This is a genomic window from Pseudomonas simiae (assembly GCF_900111895.1).
GTDB classification, from domain to species: Bacteria; Pseudomonadota; Gammaproteobacteria; order Pseudomonadales; family Pseudomonadaceae; genus Aquipseudomonas; species Aquipseudomonas simiae.
This window is the reverse complement of record NZ_FOKB01000003.1, coordinates 40,502-55,951: the sequence shown is the minus strand read 5'-3', so window position 1 is coordinate 55,951 and position 15,450 is coordinate 40,502. Positions and strand designations below refer to the sequence as shown.

11 protein-coding genes are annotated in these 15,450 nt (G+C 59.8%); 3 read left to right on the top strand and 8 right to left on the bottom strand.

The features are described from left to right. Positions 1 to 5: 5 nt before the first annotated feature. The 4 genes from BMZ57_RS10250 to rpsU all read right to left on the bottom strand — a co-directional run bounded on the left by BMZ57_RS10250 (position 6) and on the right by rpsU (position 8,423). On the bottom strand, positions 6 to 3,749 hold the full coding sequence (locus BMZ57_RS10250) for an EAL domain-containing protein (protein ID WP_021491366.1): 3,744 nt from the start codon (positions 3,747 to 3,749) through the stop codon (positions 6 to 8). A gap of 121 nt (positions 3,750 to 3,870) precedes the next feature. Continuing rightward, positions 3,871 to 5,721, bottom strand: a complete 1,851-nt coding sequence (rpoD, locus tag BMZ57_RS10245; protein WP_010206992.1) for an RNA polymerase sigma factor RpoD — start codon at positions 5,719 to 5,721, stop codon at positions 3,871 to 3,873. 67 nt (positions 5,722 to 5,788) lie between these two features. Continuing rightward, positions 5,789 to 7,762 carry a DNA primase gene (gene dnaG, locus BMZ57_RS10240; RefSeq protein ID WP_010206991.1) on the bottom strand — a complete coding sequence of 658 codons (1,974 nt, stop codon included), beginning with the start codon at positions 7,760 to 7,762 and terminating at the stop codon, positions 5,789 to 5,791. 445 nt (positions 7,763 to 8,207) lie between these two features. Next, on the bottom strand, positions 8,208 to 8,423 hold the full coding sequence (gene rpsU, locus BMZ57_RS10235) for a 30S ribosomal protein S21 (RefSeq protein ID WP_002551877.1): 216 nt from the start codon (positions 8,421 to 8,423) through the stop codon (positions 8,208 to 8,210). 202 nt (positions 8,424 to 8,625) lie between these two features. Between rpsU and tsaD the strand changes: the two genes are divergently transcribed. Further along, positions 8,626 to 9,651 (top strand): tRNA (adenosine(37)-N6)-threonylcarbamoyltransferase complex transferase subunit TsaD, encoded by a 1,026-nt coding sequence (gene tsaD / locus BMZ57_RS10230; protein ID WP_010206989.1) that lies wholly within the window; start codon positions 8,626 to 8,628, stop codon positions 9,649 to 9,651. Positions 9,652 to 9,683: 32 nt separating this feature from the next. Here the strand turns inward: tsaD and plsY are convergent, their stop codons facing one another. Then, positions 9,684 to 10,253: a glycerol-3-phosphate 1-O-acyltransferase PlsY gene (plsY, locus tag BMZ57_RS10225; protein ID WP_010206988.1), complete on the bottom strand. Its 570-nt coding sequence runs from the start codon at positions 10,251 to 10,253 to the stop codon at positions 9,684 to 9,686. 74 nt (positions 10,254 to 10,327) lie between these two features. On the opposite strand from plsY, the gene folB reads away from it, so the two are divergent. Then, positions 10,328 to 10,681 carry a dihydroneopterin aldolase gene (folB, locus tag BMZ57_RS10220; protein WP_010206987.1) on the top strand — a complete coding sequence of 118 codons (354 nt, stop codon included), beginning with the start codon at positions 10,328 to 10,330 and terminating at the stop codon, positions 10,679 to 10,681. Next, the gene (gene folK, locus BMZ57_RS10215) at positions 10,672 to 11,190 is read left to right on the top strand and encodes a 2-amino-4-hydroxy-6-hydroxymethyldihydropteridine diphosphokinase (protein WP_010206986.1); all 519 of its coding nucleotides are present in this window, start codon (positions 10,672 to 10,674) and stop codon (positions 11,188 to 11,190) included. The genes folB and folK overlap by 10 nt, the downstream gene beginning before the upstream one ends. Before the next feature lie 24 nt (positions 11,191 to 11,214). Here the strand turns inward: folK and BMZ57_RS10210 are convergent, their stop codons facing one another. From BMZ57_RS10210 to BMZ57_RS10200, 3 genes are all read right to left on the bottom strand, one after another. Then, positions 11,215 to 12,444 carry a multifunctional CCA addition/repair protein gene (locus BMZ57_RS10210; RefSeq protein WP_069672898.1) on the bottom strand — a complete coding sequence of 410 codons (1,230 nt, stop codon included), beginning with the start codon at positions 12,442 to 12,444 and terminating at the stop codon, positions 11,215 to 11,217. A 63-nt stretch (positions 12,445 to 12,507) separates the two neighbouring features. After that, positions 12,508 to 14,073, bottom strand: coding sequence for a SpoVR family protein (locus BMZ57_RS10205; RefSeq protein ID WP_010206982.1), 1,566 nt, complete (start codon positions 14,071 to 14,073; stop codon positions 12,508 to 12,510). Next, on the bottom strand, positions 14,070 to 15,341 hold the full coding sequence (locus tag BMZ57_RS10200) for a YeaH/YhbH family protein (RefSeq protein WP_021491368.1): 1,272 nt from the start codon (positions 15,339 to 15,341) through the stop codon (positions 14,070 to 14,072). Before BMZ57_RS10200 ends, BMZ57_RS10205 begins: the two co-directional genes overlap by 4 nt. Between the last annotated feature and the right edge of the window lie 109 nt (positions 15,342 to 15,450).

Genomic DNA, 15,450 nt, shown 5'->3' with positions numbered 1-15,450 from the left:
GCGGATTATAACGATGGTTTCTCCGCTGTGCCATCCGAAAAGTCCTCAATCCTCATACGAAGAAACGTCGCGGCAAAAAGCGCCGGCGGTAGCGGCAGGCTGACGATGTAGCCTTGCATTTGTTCGCAGCCTTCGGCAGCCAGGAAGGCTTGCTGTGCGGGGTTCTCCACGCCTTCGGCGATGATGGTGAATTGCATGCTGTGGCCCAAGGCGATGATGGCGCGCACGATGGCGGCGTCGTGGGGGTCGTCGGGCAGGCCGCGGACGAAGGATTGGTCGATCTTGAGGAAGTCCAGCGGCAGGCGTTTGAGGTAGCTGAGGGATGAATAGCCGGTGCCAAAGTCGTCAATGGCGAGCTGTACGCCGAGGTCTTTGAGCTGGTGCAGGACATCCAGCGCTTCTTCGGCCTGGCTCATGATGAAGTTTTCGGTGATTTCCAGTTGCAGGCGGCCGGGATCGAGCTGGTAGTCATGCAGCAGCTGTTTGATACGGCCCAATAAGCCAGGGTGGCGCAATTGTGCGCCGGCCAGGTTGACCGACAGTGGGCCGAAATCGTCGAAGTGGCCTTGCCAGGCGTGCATTTGCCGGCAGGCCTGTTCCAGCACCCAGTCGCCAATCTGCAGGATCATGCCATTCTCTTCGGCGAGGGCAATAAAGTGTTCGGGCGGTACGTCGCCAAACGTGGGGTGATGCCAGCGGATCAGCGCTTCGGCACCGATCAGTTCATGGGTCGCGAGGCTCAGTTTGGGCTGGTAGTAGAGGCTCAGCTCATCGCGCTCGATGGCGCGGCGCAGTTCGTGTTCGAGTGCCACGCGTTCGTTGGCCTGGGCGGTGAGGTCGCGAGTATAGCTTTCAACCCGGTTGCGCCCCTTGGCCTTGGAGCGGTACATCGCGGCGTCGGCGTTCTTGACCAGCGTGGCGACGTCGGTGCCGTCCTCCGGGTATAGGCTGGTGCCGATGCTCGCGCTGATAAAGAACTCATGCTCACCCGCCTGGAACGGTGGTGTGAAGCAGGCCAGCAGTTTGTTGGCCAGGTACTGGGCGTCGCTGGCGTGCTGCAAGCCGGGGAGCAGGATGATGAACTCGTCGCCGCCCAGGCGGGCGACGGTGTCGATGTCTCGCAACTGCTCCTTGAGGCGCACGGCGATGTCTTTGAGCAGCAGGTCGCCGATCGGGTGGCCGAGGCTGTCGTTGATGTGTTTGAAGCGGTCCAGGTCGAGAAACAGTACGGCGCCTTGTTGACCGGTTTCCTGATGGCCGTTGAGGGCCGCTTGCAGCCGGCTTTCGAAGAGTGTGCGGTTGGGCAGGCCGGTCAAGGGGTCGTGATGCGCCTGGTAGTCGAGGCGCGCCTGGGCAAGTTTGAGGCTGGAGATGTCGGCAAACACCGCGACGAAGTGTGTGATCAACTGCTCGCGGTTGCGCACGGCGCTGATGGTCAGCCAACTGGGGTAAAGCTCACCGTTCTTGCGACGGTTGGAGATCTCGCCCTGCCAGTGCCCTTGGGCGGTCAATTGGTGCCACATCGCCGCATAAAATGCGCTGTCATGCAGCCCGGAAGCGAGTAAGCGGGGGGTGTTGCCGAGGGCTTCGGCCTCGCTGTAGCCGGTGATTTCACTGAAGGCACGGTTGACGGCACTGATGTTCTGCCGGGTGTCGGTGATCAATACTCCTTCGGCCGTGCTCTCGAACACGGTGGCAGCTTGTTGCAGTTTTTCCTGCATCAGTTGGCGTTCGGTGATGTCTCGCGCGATGGTCAGCATGCAATCGTCGTCGCCGATAGGCAGTGGGCGGCTGGATAACTCGCACAGGCGGATCTGGCCATCGCTGCGGCGTATATGGCAGATGAAGTCGCGCACAAAGCCATCGCGCTGCATCAGCTCCAGCATGTGTTTGCGTTCGTTGAGGTCGACCCAGATGCCCAGGTCCAAGGTCGATTGGTCGAGGGACGTGGCGCTGGTGAAACCAGTGATTCGGCTGAAACCGTCGTTCACTTCAATCAGCAGACCATCGCGCTGTCGGCTCAGCAGCAAACCGTCAGGGGAGGCGTGAAAGGCCTTGGCGAATTTCTCTTCGGAGGTCTGCAGTTGTTGCTGGGTTTCCTTGAGCTGGGTGATGTCGCGCACCACCACCACAATGGCTTCAATGGTGTCGAGTTGAAACGGTTCGGCGGAGATCAACCCGGTGAAGGCTTGGCCATTGCTGCGCAGAAAGGGCATTTCCAGGTTGCGAATGCTGGTGGTCTGCACCCGTTGCAGCAGGTCCGGCCCCACGCCCTGAATGCCCCAGATATTCAGTTCGGTGGCGGTTTTACCCACCACGTGTTCGGCCTTCAGGCCTATTTGGTCTTCGAATGCCTTGTTGACCTCCAGCAGGCAGCCATCGGAGAGACGAGCAATCACCAACATGTCCGGGCATTGCTGGAACACCGAGGCGAATTTCTGCTCGGACAGCTGCAAGGCTTCCTCGGTGCGCTTGGCCTCGCTGATATCGATCATCAGGCCGCGCAGTACCGGCTCATGCCCGTGTTCTATCAGGCTGACGATGTCACGCACCCACAGGCAACGGCCGTCGGCGGTGATCACGCGGTAATCGATGCTGTGATCGCGGTTAGCGCGGGTTTCACGGTAGCAATAGGCTTCGGCGCGCGTCAGGTCGGCGGGGTGAATGATGTTGCGCCAGAAGCCCGGAATCAGCCAGTGCGCGCGGGGATAACCGAGTAATTCCTCGGCATGCGGTGACACGTAGCTGTAGGTGAAGTCGGTGACACTGGCTTCCCAGGCGATGGCGGACAGGCTCTCCACCAGGCCGCGATAGTGGTATTCGCTGCTGCGCAGTTCCTGTTCGAGGGCGACGCGGCGGGCAATTTCCGAACTGAGCCGGCGATTGATCCGGATCACCACGGCCAATACGGTGCTCAATAACAGCACGGCGGGCAGGCCATAGATCAGCAGGTCCTTCCAGAACGTGCGATGGTCGGTAACGCTGCCGACCCAATGTTGCTGGATCGCGTCGGTTTCTTCCGGGCTGAGGTCAGCCAGCACCTTGTCGAGGATGCCCACGAGCATTTTGTTGTCGCGCGGTACGCCCATCGCCAATTGGTAACGGTAGGGGGTTTCGCCGCTGACGTACAAGCCGTCGAGCTTGAGTTGGCGAAGGCTCCAGACGCTTGAGGCGAGGTCGCCAACCACCGCATCCACTTCATCGGTGGCCAGGGCCTGCAGCGTCGAGCTGACGTTCGGCAGTGCCACTAGGTTGAGGTCGGGATGATGGGTGCGCAGCAGTTCATGAGGGGCGTAGTTTTCTACCACGGCAATCTTCAAGCCGTAGAGGTCCTTCAGGGTGCGCGGTTTGGCGCCGCCTTCATGGGCCAGGATGACGATGGGGAAGTCCAGGTACGGGCGGGTGAATGCCATGTAGCCCTGGCGCTCGGGTGTGGACATGATGCCGGGCAGCAGGTCGAGCTGGTTGTTGCGGGCCTGCTCCAGCACGGCGCTCCAGTTCTCCGGCTCGATCAGCTTGACGCGCACGCCCAGGCGGTCCTGGATCAGGCGCACGTAGTCGGCCGCCAAACCTTGGTAGCGGCCCTCGTCGTCACGGTATTCAAAGGGTGGCCACGACGCATCCACCCCCAAGCGCAACTCCTGATGGTCCGCCAGCCAGCCACGCTCATCATCGCTAAGAGTCAACGCGCCAGCCGTTGCGGTCCAGGTCAGCAGCGACAGCAGTAACACGGCCGGCAGTCTGGGCATAACGGTCTCGTTATGGCACGGGGAATATTTCGAGTGTAGACGGGCATTGCGAGGGAGGGGTGTTGCTTGGGATTTTATCTGTAGAAAGCAAAACCCCCGGCCTGGGCCGGGGGTTCTGGTATCACTCGTCGAGGAAGGAGCGCAGATGCTCGCTTCGCGTCGGGTGGCGCAACTTGCGCAACGCCTTGGCTTCGATCTGACGGATCCGCTCACGCGTCACGTCAAACTGCTTACCGACTTCCTCAAGGGTGTGGTCGGTATTCATGTCGATGCCGAAACGCATGCGCAGTACCTTGGCTTCACGGGCAGTGAGGCCGGACAGTACGTCGCGAGTCGCTTCTTTCAAGCTCTCAACGGTGGCGACATCGATTGGCGACTGCATGGTCGAGTCTTCGATGAAGTCACCCAGATGGGAGTCTTCGTCATCACCAATCGGGGTTTCCATGGAGATCGGCTCTTTAGCGATCTTCAACACCTTGCGGATTTTATCCTCAGGCATTTCCATGCGTTCGCCCAGCTCTTCCGGGGTCGGTTCGCGACCCATTTCCTGCAACATCTGCCGGGAAATACGGTTGAGCTTGTTGATCGTCTCGATCATGTGCACCGGAATACGGATGGTGCGGGCCTGGTCGGCGATCGAGCGAGTGATCGCCTGACGGATCCACCAGGTGGCATAAGTCGAGAACTTGTAGCCGCGACGGTATTCGAACTTGTCCACAGCCTTCATCAAGCCGATGTTGCCTTCCTGGATCAGGTCGAGGAATTGCAGGCCACGGTTGGTGTACTTCTTGGCGATGGAGATCACCAGACGCAAGTTCGCTTCAACCATCTCTTTCTTCGCGCGGCGGGCCTTGGCCTCACCGATCGACATGCGACGGTTGATGTCCTTGATCTCGGCAATCGTCAGACCGGTTTCGGTCTCAAGCGCGGTCAGCTTCTGCTGGCAACGGATGATGTCCGGTTGCAGGCGACCAATGGCTTCGGCGTATTTCGCCTTGCCCTTGGCCAGTGCGTCGGTCCAGCTTTCATCTACTTCGTTGCCCGGGAACTGGCGCAGGAAGTCGGCACGCGGCATACGGGCATCACGCACACACAGCTGCATGATTGCGCGTTCTTGGGCACGCAGACGCTCCAGGGCGCTGCGGACACGCTCAACCAGGCCTTCGAATTGCTTCGGCACCAGCTTGATCGGCATGAACAGCTCAGCCAGGGCCACCAGCTCGGCAATCGCCTGCTTGTTGGCACGACCGTGCTTTTTCAGGGCCTTGCGGGTGATTTCCATTTGATCGGAAACCGCACCGAAACGCTGGGCAGCGATGATCGGGTCTGGACCGCTTTCAACTTCATCTTCATCGTCGCCGCTGGCTTCAGCGTCGTCGTCTTCGGTGTCGTCGTCCGCTTTCGCAGCCTTGGCATCAACAGGCGGCGGCACTTCGGCGGCAGGCGGCGCGATGCCGTCGTCCGGATCGATGTAGCCACTCAGGACGTCAGACAGGCGGCCACCTTCGGTGGTGACGCGGGTGTACTCGGAGAGAATGTGGTCAACCGTGCCAGGGAAGTGCGCAATTGCGCCCATCACTTCACGGATACCCTCTTCGATACGCTTGGCGATTTCGATTTCGCCTTCGCGTGTCAGCAGCTCGACGGTACCCATTTCACGCATATACATGCGCACAGGGTCGGTGGTACGACCGATATCGGTCTCCACAGCGGCCAGCGCGGCAGCAGCTTCTTCAGCGGCAGCCTCGTCGGTATCGGCGTCCGCCAGCATAAGGGAATCCTTATCTGGCGCAGCTTCGAATACGTTGATCCCCATGTCGTTAATCATGCGGATGATGTCTTCCACCTGCTCTGGATCTGAAATATCCTCAGGCAGGTGGTCGTTGACCTCCGCGTAAGTCAGGTAACCCTGCTCACGACCGAGAACGATCAACTCTTTGATACGAGACTGCTGTTGCGCTTTTCCGGACATAACACCCTATCCACTGAAGGTCTTGGCGGGCAAAAAACAAGCCGAGGATTATACCCGAGCTATGACCTCACACGCCAGCTGAGGTCGGGTTTGATGCGGAAACATTCTGTTTTAAGAGGTCGCGCATCTGTTTTGCTATCTGAATTTGCTCTTCAGCCGATAATCCCGGCTGCCTTGCTTTCTTGATCAGTTCATCGAGGGTCTGCGTATGCTGGCCCGCGGATAACCTAGTAATGGTGTCTAAAAACTGTTGTTCAAGGTTATCGCCGTCAATTAGCCACTCCTTTTCCGCAAGGGCTTTCAACAGTCGGCCCTGTTCGGTGCCGTGCCAGCGCGCCATCAACTGAATTGAGTTTAGCTTAGGATTTTTCTGTACCGCCTCGATCAAGGCGATCAGTACCTGGGCGTAAGTGTTGCTCGCGTTGGCAAAGTGATCGGCGCTCTCGACCTTTTCCGCCAGTTGCGGATGGTGGATGAGCGTGCGCAGGGCAATGAGCGTTGGCGCTTCTACGGCGACAGGCGTCCGCGGGGCATACGCCTCATCGCGATCACCGCGCTTGCCGTTCTTGCTCCAGGGTTTCTTTTCCCATTTCTTGCCGTCGTTGCCGGACTTTTTCGGTGTCCACTCCTGCTGGGGGGCGTAGGCCTCCTGAGGTTGATGGAAGTCGGAATAGTCCGGCATGGCGTCGTAATCCATGCCTGGGTCATAGGCCGGTGGCGGCGCATCATGCGGCGTGTTGTGCACCAGCTGGCTGACGGCTTCGCCGCTTAACCCGGTGATTTCCTGCAGGCGCATGCGCATCAATGACTTCAGGTTGGCGCCGGGGACTTTGTCGATCAGCGGCGCCGCAAGGGTGGCCATGTGGGCCTTGCCTTCGAGGGAGCGTGGGTCGGCTTCTTCGGTCAGTTGCTGGAAGAAGTAGTCCGCCAGCGGCTGTGCATGCTGGTTGATGCGCGCGCGGAACGCGTCGGTGCCTTCGGAGCGCACCAGGGTGTCCGGGTCTTCGCCTTCGGGCAGGAACAGGAAGCGTGCGCGACGCCCGTCCTGCAGGCTCGACAGCGTGGCTTCGAGTGCGCGCCAGGCTGCATTGCGGCCGGCCTGGTCGCCGTCGAAGCAGAACAACACGCTGGGCACCACGCGAAACAGGCGTTTCATGTGTTCTTCGCTGGTGGCGGTGCCCAGGGTGGCGACCGCGTTGCGCAAGCCTTGTTGGGCGAGCGCGATGACGTCCATATAACCTTCAACCACGATAATCTCATCGAGGTTGCGGTTGTGCTTGCGCGCTTCGAACAGGCCATAGAGTTCCTGGCCCTTATGAAAAACCGGGGTTTCCGGGGAGTTCAGGTACTTGGGCTTGTCGTCCCCCAGCACGCGGCCACCAAAGGCGATGATCCGACCCCGGCTGTCGCGGATCGGGAACATGACGCGATCGCGGAAGCGGTCATAGCGTTTGCCGGTCTCGGCGTTCTCCACCAGCAGGCCGGCGTCGATCATGGCCTTTTGTTGGAGAGTGTCGCTGCTCAAGTGCTTGTACAGGTTGTCCCAGCCGGGCGGCGCGAACCCCAGGCCGAAGTCGCGGGCGATCTCACCCGTGAGGCCGCGACCTTTCAGGTAGTCGACGGCGGCCTTGCGCTGCGGATGGCTTTTAAGCGCCTGACGGTAAAAGTCGGCAGCGGCCGTCAGCAGCGGGTACAGCGGCGAATCGGTGGGTTGGCGCGGCTTGTGCGGACGGCCGCTTTCCTCGCGTGGGACTTCCATGCCAGCGGCTTTGGCCAGGTCCTCGATAGCCTGGGGGAAGTCCAGGTTGTCGTGGTCCATGAGAAAACCCAAGGCGTTGCCGCCTGCGCCGCAGCCGAAGCAGTAATAGAACTGCTTGTCGGGGCTGACACTGAACGACGGGGTCTTCTCTTTATGGAACGGGCAGCAGGCGGTGTAGTTCTTGCCAGCTTTTTTCAGTTGCACGCGCGAGCTGACAACATCGACGATGTCGGTGCGGTTCAGAAGGTCGTCAATAAAGCTCTGGGGAATCAGCCCGGCCATGGCGTTCTCGTCATCACTGCGTGTCAATGAGGGCCCATTGATTGTTCAAGCGCACGCATTGCGCGGCTCGATCATCAGGTGTCTGCTTGGGCATTCAGGAAGTGTATCTGCCGTTCATTCACTGACGTTAGTTTCAATCAGGTTTTTGGCATGGAAATGTTGCCCCGGCATCCGGTCTTGGCCAATGGCGGCCTCGGAAGCTCATTGTCGGGCACAGTCGATACAGTTGATCGTCTGCTTGAAAAATAAGTGTGCTCGTCAGTAGCCTTGATAGGCTCGTCAGAAGAGACGTGCACCGCTGGCAAAAGAGCCAGTCCTGACGTGTGAAGCAGTTGTATCGGTCGCGTGTGCGACGTCAACAGTGAAGCATCAAGCGATATCCGCAAATGCCATTAGCCCGGCTGAGGGCCGGGCTTGGCAGAAGCTTGCTACGAACGTCTGTGTATTAGTACAGACGAACGGCGCGGCGCTGTTCGCGCTGAACTTTCTTGGCGTGACGCTTAACAGCGGCTGCTGCTTTACGCTTACGCTCAGAAGTTGGCTTCTCGTAAAATTCGCGGCTACGAACTTCAGCCAGTACACCGGCTTTTTCGCAGGAGCGCTTGAAACGACGCAGAGCTACGTCGAAGGGTTCGTTCTCTTTAACTTTGACGGCTGGCATCCAGAGCTACCTTCTTTCATTACCGGGATCAACGTTCTCGTCGCAAAAAATTCGCGGCTGAGGTCGTCGGTTTTTAAGGGTTGCGGATGTTAACCCCTCATTGCCCGGAATGCAAAGCCTCTGATCGAAAACCGCTAGTCGGGAGGGGGAGTGGCGACTATTATGCGCGCCTTCGAATTCAGCCTCTACAAGGCGCAAACCCATGCTAGTACTGGGACTTGAAACCTCCTGCGACGAAACCGGTGTCGCACTTTACGACAGTGAACGCGGGCTCTTGGCCGATGCGCTGTTCAGTCAGATCGACCTGCACCGCGCCTACGGTGGCGTGGTGCCGGAGCTGGCCAGCCGTGATCACGTCAAACGCATGCTACCCCTGATCCGTCAGGTGTTGGATGAGGCAGGCTGCGTGCCGACCGAGATCGACGCCATCGCCTACACCGCTGGCCCCGGATTGGTTGGAGCCCTGCTGGTTGGGGCCTCTTGCGCCCAGGCGCTGGCGTTTGCCTGGGGCATTCCAGCCCTCGGCGTGCACCATATGGAAGGCCATTTATTGGCGCCGATGCTGGAAAAAACACCGCCAGAGTTCCCGTTCGTCGCATTGTTGGTTTCCGGCGGCCATACGCAGTTGGTTCAGGTGGACGGAATCGGCCAATACACCCTTTTGGGTGAATCCCTGGACGACGCTGCCGGTGAAGCCTTCGACAAGACCGCGAAGATGATGGGCCTCAATTATCCCGGCGGCCCGGAAATCGCCCGTCTCGCCGAAAAAGGCGTTGCCGGTCGCTACACCTTCCCGCGGCCGATGTGCGATCGCCCGGGCCTGATGTTCAGCTTCAGCGGCTTGAAAACCTCTGCGCTGAACACCTGGCAGCAAAGCGTCAGCGCCGGAGACGACAGTGAGCAAGCCCGTTGCGACATCGCTCTGGCGTTCCAGCAGGCCGTGGTGGAGACTTTGACCATCAAGTGCAAGCGCGCTCTGAAACAGGCGGGCATGAAGCGCCTGGTGATCGCAGGCGGCGTCAGCGCCAACAAGGCCTTGCGCAGTTCGCTGGAAAAAATGCTCGGCGACATGAAGGGCGACGTGTTCTACGCGCGCCCCGAGTTCTGCACCGACAACGGCGCGATGATCGCCTATGCCGGTTGCCAGCGCTTGCAGGCGGGGCAGCACGAAAGCCTGGCTATCAGCGTGCAGGCGCGCTGGCCGATGGAGCAGTTGTCGCCGCTGTAACGACGCAGGTGGGCCGGGCTCATCGACGGTATTTAAAAATGCCGTTCGCGCCCGGCAAACAGGTCGCGTAAATTGCCCCGGTGGCGCCAGACGATCAGCAGTGTCAGCACGCTCATCGGCAGCAGTGCCGCCGGTTCTTGCCAGGCCAGTAGCGGCAGGGTGAGTGGGGTGGCGATCAGCGCGGCGAGTGAGCTGGTGCGAGTCAGGTAGAACGTCAGCAGCCAGGCGAGCACGGCCAGCAAAGCCGCCGGCGGGTAGATCCCCAGCAACATTCCGGCTGCCGTGGCGACGCCTTTGCCGCCGCGAAAGCGGAAGTACAGGGGAAACAGATGGCCGAGAACGGCACATACGCCGATCCAGGCCTGCTGTTGCAGGGTCAGGCCGGCGAGGCTGGCGATCAGCACGGGCAATAAACCCTTGCACAGGTCGCCCAGCAGCGTCAGTACGGCGAGTTTCTTGCCGGCCAGGCGCAACATATTGGTGGCGCCGGCATTGCCTGAGCCACTCATTCGCGGGTCGGGATTTCCCGTCAGGCGGCTGAGCAAAATGGCGAAGGACAGTGAGCCGAGCAGGTAGGCGAAAATCGCCAGTGACCAAAACATGCTAACTATTCCGGGCGAGGACGCCCTGATTCTAACGGGGCATCGCGCCCTTGTCGTGCTGCGGAGAAAAGTGCTTGGACAGAGTGTTTATCGAAGGCCTGGAAGTCGACACCGTTATCGGGGCCTACGACTGGGAGCGCGGAATCCGTCAGTGCCTGCGCTTGGACCTGAGCTTTGCCTGGGATAACCGCCCGGCTGCGGCCGGTGACGACCTGACATTGGCGCTGGATTACGCCAGTGTGTCCGCGCGTATCCAGGCCTTTGCCGAAAAATCCCAGTACCAGTTGGTGGAAACCTTTGCCGAACGCCTGGCCGAAGTGCTGATGAGTGAATTCCAGATTCCCTGGTTGCACCTCAAATTGACCAAGCCAGGCGCCGTTCCGGCTGCCAAGGGTGTGGGTGTGGAGATCGAGCGCGGATGCCGCTAACTCAGGTTTACCTAGGCCTAGGCAGCAATATCGAGCGCGAGCGGCATCTACGCGCCGGTCTGGACGCGTTGGCGAGTTTCCTGACGGATGTGCGTTGCTCGGCGGTGTTTGAAAGCCAGCCGGTGGGTATCAAGAGCGGGCCGTTCTTCAACCTGGTGGTGTCGGCTTACACCGATCTGCCGTTGATGGAGCTGGATCGCCGATTGAAGCTCATCGAGGCCGACAATGGCCGCTACGCGCCGGATCGCAAGGGGCTGCCGTTGGACATCGACGTGCTGCTGTATGGCGACCTGGTGGGCAATTTCGATGGATTGGTTCTGCCGCGAGCGGAAATCCTGAAGAACGCGTTTGTGCTGTGGCCACTGTCGTTGATGGCGCCGGCGCGGGTCCACCCTGAAGTGGGCAAGACCCTGGCCGAGCTGTGGCGCGACGCGCAGATTGACCAGCTTCTGGCGCCTGTCGCGTTCGAGTGGCAGGGCCAGCAACTCACGCCGAACCATCTCCTGTAGGCGACGGCTCGACAAGCCGGACGCCTAGAGGACGTGATGTTCCTTGTAGATTTTTAATGCCTTGAGCCGTTCGCGCTTAAGTGCCTCGCCCAGCTCCGGGCCTTTGAAGCCTTTCTCCAGCAGTGGCGCAACGGCGACTTCGCGCGCGGCCTTCGCTGCGCCGCGCAAGTAGGCCGCCTGTGGGTAACTTCTCTGCTCCAGGCCCTTGCGGCCCCGTGCATCCATCTCGCAGGCAACCACGAACTCTTCAAAGCGCTGCGGTCGACGGTAAACGTCGAAATTGTGCAGTAACTCCAGCAATGTCGAGGCTTTCAGCTCCAGCGCACGATGACCGTGGGTGTGATATTCGCCCACCAGCAACGCCAGCTCCTGGCAATCCCTGGGTACTTTGAAGCGTTCATTGACGGCCTTGATCAGTTTCAAGCCCCGGTGTTCATGGGCGATGTGCTGCGGCAACTTATCCACAGGCGTCGTGCCCTTGCCCAGGTCATGAAGCAGGCAGGCCCAGCGCACAGTCAGCGGCTGCTGGTGCAGAGCGGCCTGCTCCAACACGCTCAAGGTGTGCACGCCGGTGTCGATTTCCGGGTGATGGGCTGCGGGTTGCGGCACGCCGAAGAGTGCATCGACCTCAGGCATCAAGGTTTTCAGCGCATCGCATTCGCGCAGTAACTGAATAAACACTTGGGGTTGGTCTTCCATCAGCGCGCGGGAGATTTCTTTCCAGCTGCGCTCAGGTGTCAGGGCCTCCAGTTCGCCGGATTCGCTGAGTTGGCGCATCAGTTCAAGTGTTTCTGGCGCAACGGTAAAACCCAGGTGCGCATAACGTGCAGCAAAGCGCGCAACGCGCAGCACTCGCAGAGGATCTTCGGCGAACGCCGGAGAAACATGGCGTAGAATGCGACCTTCAAGATCACGCTGGCCGTGGTAAGGGTCGGTCAAGTTGCCGTCATCGTCTTCCGCCATGGCGTTGATCGTCAGGTCACGGCGGATCAGGTCTTCTTCCAGCGTCACCTCGGGGCTGGCGTGAAACACAAAGCCGCCATAACCCCGACCGCTTTTGCGTTCCGTACGGGCCAGGGCGTACTCGTCGCCGTTCCTGGGGTCGAGGAACACTGGGAAGTCAGCACCCACCGGCTTGTAGCCCTTGGCGAGCATCTCTTCGGCAGACGCGCCCACGACAACGCGGTCGATATCGGTGACCGGGATACCCAAGAGGCGATCCCGCACCGCACCGCCGACTTTGTAGATTTTCATGAAAAAGCCTCCATTAGCGGCACAGGATACCGCCTGTGCCTGGCCAATGGAGGCTTTGCTGTTTCAGAGATGCACGACGGCCAGGTCCAGGCGGCCGTAGTCGTTGTCGTTGTGATCAGTGCGCGGTGGCACGTGGTGGGTTTTCATCACCTGGTCGCCCTGCAGGGTTTCGAGGTGAATATCGAAGCCCCACAGCCGATGCAGGTGCTTGAGCACTTCCTCGGTGGATTCACCCAGGGGTTTGCGGTCGTGTTGCTGGTGACGCAAGGTCAGGGAGCGGTCGCCGCGCACATCGATACTGTAGATCTGCACGTTGGGCTCGCGGTTGCCCAGGTTGTATTGCGCTGCCAGTGTTTCGCGGATGGTGCGGTAGCCGGGCTCATCGTGGATGGCCGGCACCACCAGGTCATCCTTGAGATCGTCATCGAGAATGCTGAACAGTTTCAGGTCCCGAATGACCTGCGGCGACAGGTACTGCAGGATAAAACTCTCATCCTTGAAGCTGCTCATGGCGAACTTGATGGTGGACAGCCAATCGCTGCCGGCGATTTCCGGGAACCAGCGGCGGTCCTCCTCGGTGGGGTGTTCACACATGCGCCGGATGTCGCGGTACATGGCAAAGCCCAGCGCGTAGGGGTTGATGCCGTTGTAGTACGGGCTGTCGAAGCCTGGCTGGAACACCACGCTGGTGTGGGAGGTGAGGAATTCCATCATGAAACCGTCGGTGACCAGGCCCTCGTCGTACAGGTCGTTCATCAGGGTGTAGTGCCAGAACGTGGCCCAGCCTTCGTTCATGACCTGGGTCTGGCGCTGTGGATAAAAGTACTGGGCGATCTTGCGCACGATACGCACGATTTCCCGTTGCCAGGGTTCCAGCAGCGGCGCGTGTTTTTCCAGGAAATAGAGGATGTTTTCCTGCGGTTCGGCGGGGAAGCGTGCATTGTCCTTGTCGCTGTTCTTGCCGGCGCGTTTGGGGATGGTGCGCCACAGGTCGTTGATCTGTTTCTGCAGGTGCTCCTCACGTTCCTTCTGGCGCAGGCGTTCTTCCTCGGCGGAAATCGGATACGGGCGTTTGTAGCGGTCGACGCCATAGTTCATCAGCGCATGGCAGGAGTCGAGCAGGTCTTCCACCGCATCGATGCCGTGGCGCTCCTCGCATTGCATGATGTACTGCTTGGCGAACACCAGGTAATCGATGATCGAACTGGCGTCGGTCCACGTGCGGAACAGGTAGTTGCCCTTGAAGAAACTGTTATGCCCATAGCAGGCATGCGCCACCACCAACGCCTGCATGCAGATGGTGTTCTCTTCCATCAGGTAGGCGATGCACGGGTCGGAGTTGATCACGATTTCGTAGGCCAGGCCCATCTGACCTCGGGTGTAGGACTTTTCGGTGCTAAGGAAGTGTTTGCCGTAGGACCAATGGTGATAACCCAGCGGCATGCCCACCGAGGCGTAGGCGTCCATCATTTGTTCGGCGGTGATCACTTCGATCTGGTTAGGATAGGTGTCCAGGGCATAACCCGCCGCAATGCGGCTGATTTCCCGGTCATAGGCCTGGATCAGTTCAAAGGTCCACTCGGAACCCGTGGAAATCGGTTGGCGTTTTTGCTCTTTTTTGGCGGTCATGTCACTAACCTGCGCTGGAAGAGTTCACGGAAGACCGGGTAAATATCGCCGGCCGAGACCAGTTGCTGCTGTGCGAACGTGTCGGCAAAGGCTTCGCCGATGCGCTCGTATTCGAACCACAGGGCCTGGTGCTCACGGGGGGTGATTTCAACGTAAGTGTAGTACTGCACGAAAGGCATGATCTGGTTGATGAGGATGTCGCGGCAGATCGGCGAGTCATCGTTCCAGTTGTCGCCGTCCGAGGCCTGGGCGGCGTAGATGTTCCATTCGTTGGCCGGGTAACGCTCGGCCATGATCTCCTGCATCAGCTTCAAGGCGCTGGAAACGATGGTGCCGCCGGTTTCCCGCGAGTAGAAGAATTCCTCTTCGTCGACTTCGCGAGCGCTGGTGTGATGGCGGATGAAGACGACGTCAATCTTGTCGTAGTTTCGCTTCAGGAACAGGTACAAGAGGATGAAGAAGCGCTTGGCAATGTCCTTGGTCGCTTGGGTCATGGAGCCCGACACGTCCATCAGGCAGAACATCACCGCCTTTGAGCTGGGGTTGGGTTGTTTGACCAGCAGGTTGTATTTCAAGTCAAAGGTATCGAGGAAAGGCACGCGGTGAATTCGCGCGCTGAGTTTCTCGATTTCCGCCTCCATTTCCTGGATATCGCCGAAGTTGTCCGGCTCTTCACGCTTCAGGCGCGCCAACTCTTCCTTGGCTTCCCTCAACTTGGCGCGACTGCTGCCCGACAGGGCAATACGTCGGGCATGGGCCGAGCGCAGGGTGCGGATGATGTTGATACGGGACGGGTTGCCCTCGTTGCTGATCCCGGCGCGCACCGTCTTGAAGGTGTCGGTGCCGGTCAGGTTACGCTTGACCAGGTTGGGCAGCTCCAGGTCTTCGAACATGAATTCGAGGAATTCTTCCTGGGTGATCTGGAATACGAACTCATCCATGCCTTCGCCGGAATTGCCCGCCTTGCCCGGCCCTCTACCGCCGCCACCCCCTTGGGGGCGTTGGATATGTTCGCCGGTCGTGAATTCCTTGTTGCCGGGGTGCACAACAGTCTGTTTGCCGCCGCGGCCGTGGTGCAGCACCGGCTCGTCGATGTCCCGTCCGGGAATGCTGATTTGCTCGCCATGTTCCATGTCCGTGATGGAACGGCGGCTGACGGCCTCTTCGACGGCCTTTTTGATGTGGTCACGGTAACGCCGCAGGAAACGCTGACGGTTTACCGTGCTCTTGTTCTTGCCATTGAGGCGTCGGTCGATCACATAGCTCATGGGGAGCCCTCCGGGCAGCTTCACGTTACAAGCTTCAAGCCGCGAGCTGGAAGCTTAGAGACAAGCGGTCAGCTGCCAGGCCAGTGGCCCGGCAGTTCACGCCTGTCGC

Coding starts and splice junctions, on each gene's coding strand:
- BMZ57_RS10250 (WP_021491366.1), bottom strand. CDS start 3,749: ATGCCCAGACTGCCGGCCGTGTTACTGCTGTCGCTGCTGACCTGGACC.
- rpoD (WP_010206992.1), bottom strand. CDS start 5,721: ATGTCCGGAAAAGCGCAACAGCAGTCTCGTATCAAAGAGTTGATCGTT.
- dnaG (WP_010206991.1), bottom strand. CDS start 7,762: ATGGCCGGGCTGATTCCCCAGAGCTTTATTGACGACCTTCTGAACCGC.
- rpsU (WP_002551877.1), bottom strand. CDS start 8,423: ATGCCAGCCGTCAAAGTTAAAGAGAACGAACCCTTCGACGTAGCTCTG.
- tsaD (WP_010206989.1), top strand. CDS start 8,626: ATGCTAGTACTGGGACTTGAAACCTCCTGCGACGAAACCGGTGTCGCA.
- plsY (WP_010206988.1), bottom strand. CDS start 10,253: ATGTTTTGGTCACTGGCGATTTTCGCCTACCTGCTCGGCTCACTGTCC.
- folK (WP_010206986.1), top strand. CDS start 10,672: ATGCCGCTAACTCAGGTTTACCTAGGCCTAGGCAGCAATATCGAGCGC.
- BMZ57_RS10210 (WP_069672898.1), bottom strand. CDS start 12,444: ATGAAAATCTACAAAGTCGGCGGTGCGGTGCGGGATCGCCTCTTGGGT.
- BMZ57_RS10205 (WP_010206982.1), bottom strand. CDS start 14,073: ATGACCGCCAAAAAAGAGCAAAAACGCCAACCGATTTCCACGGGTTCC.
- BMZ57_RS10200 (WP_021491368.1), bottom strand. CDS start 15,341: ATGAGCTATGTGATCGACCGACGCCTCAATGGCAAGAACAAGAGCACG.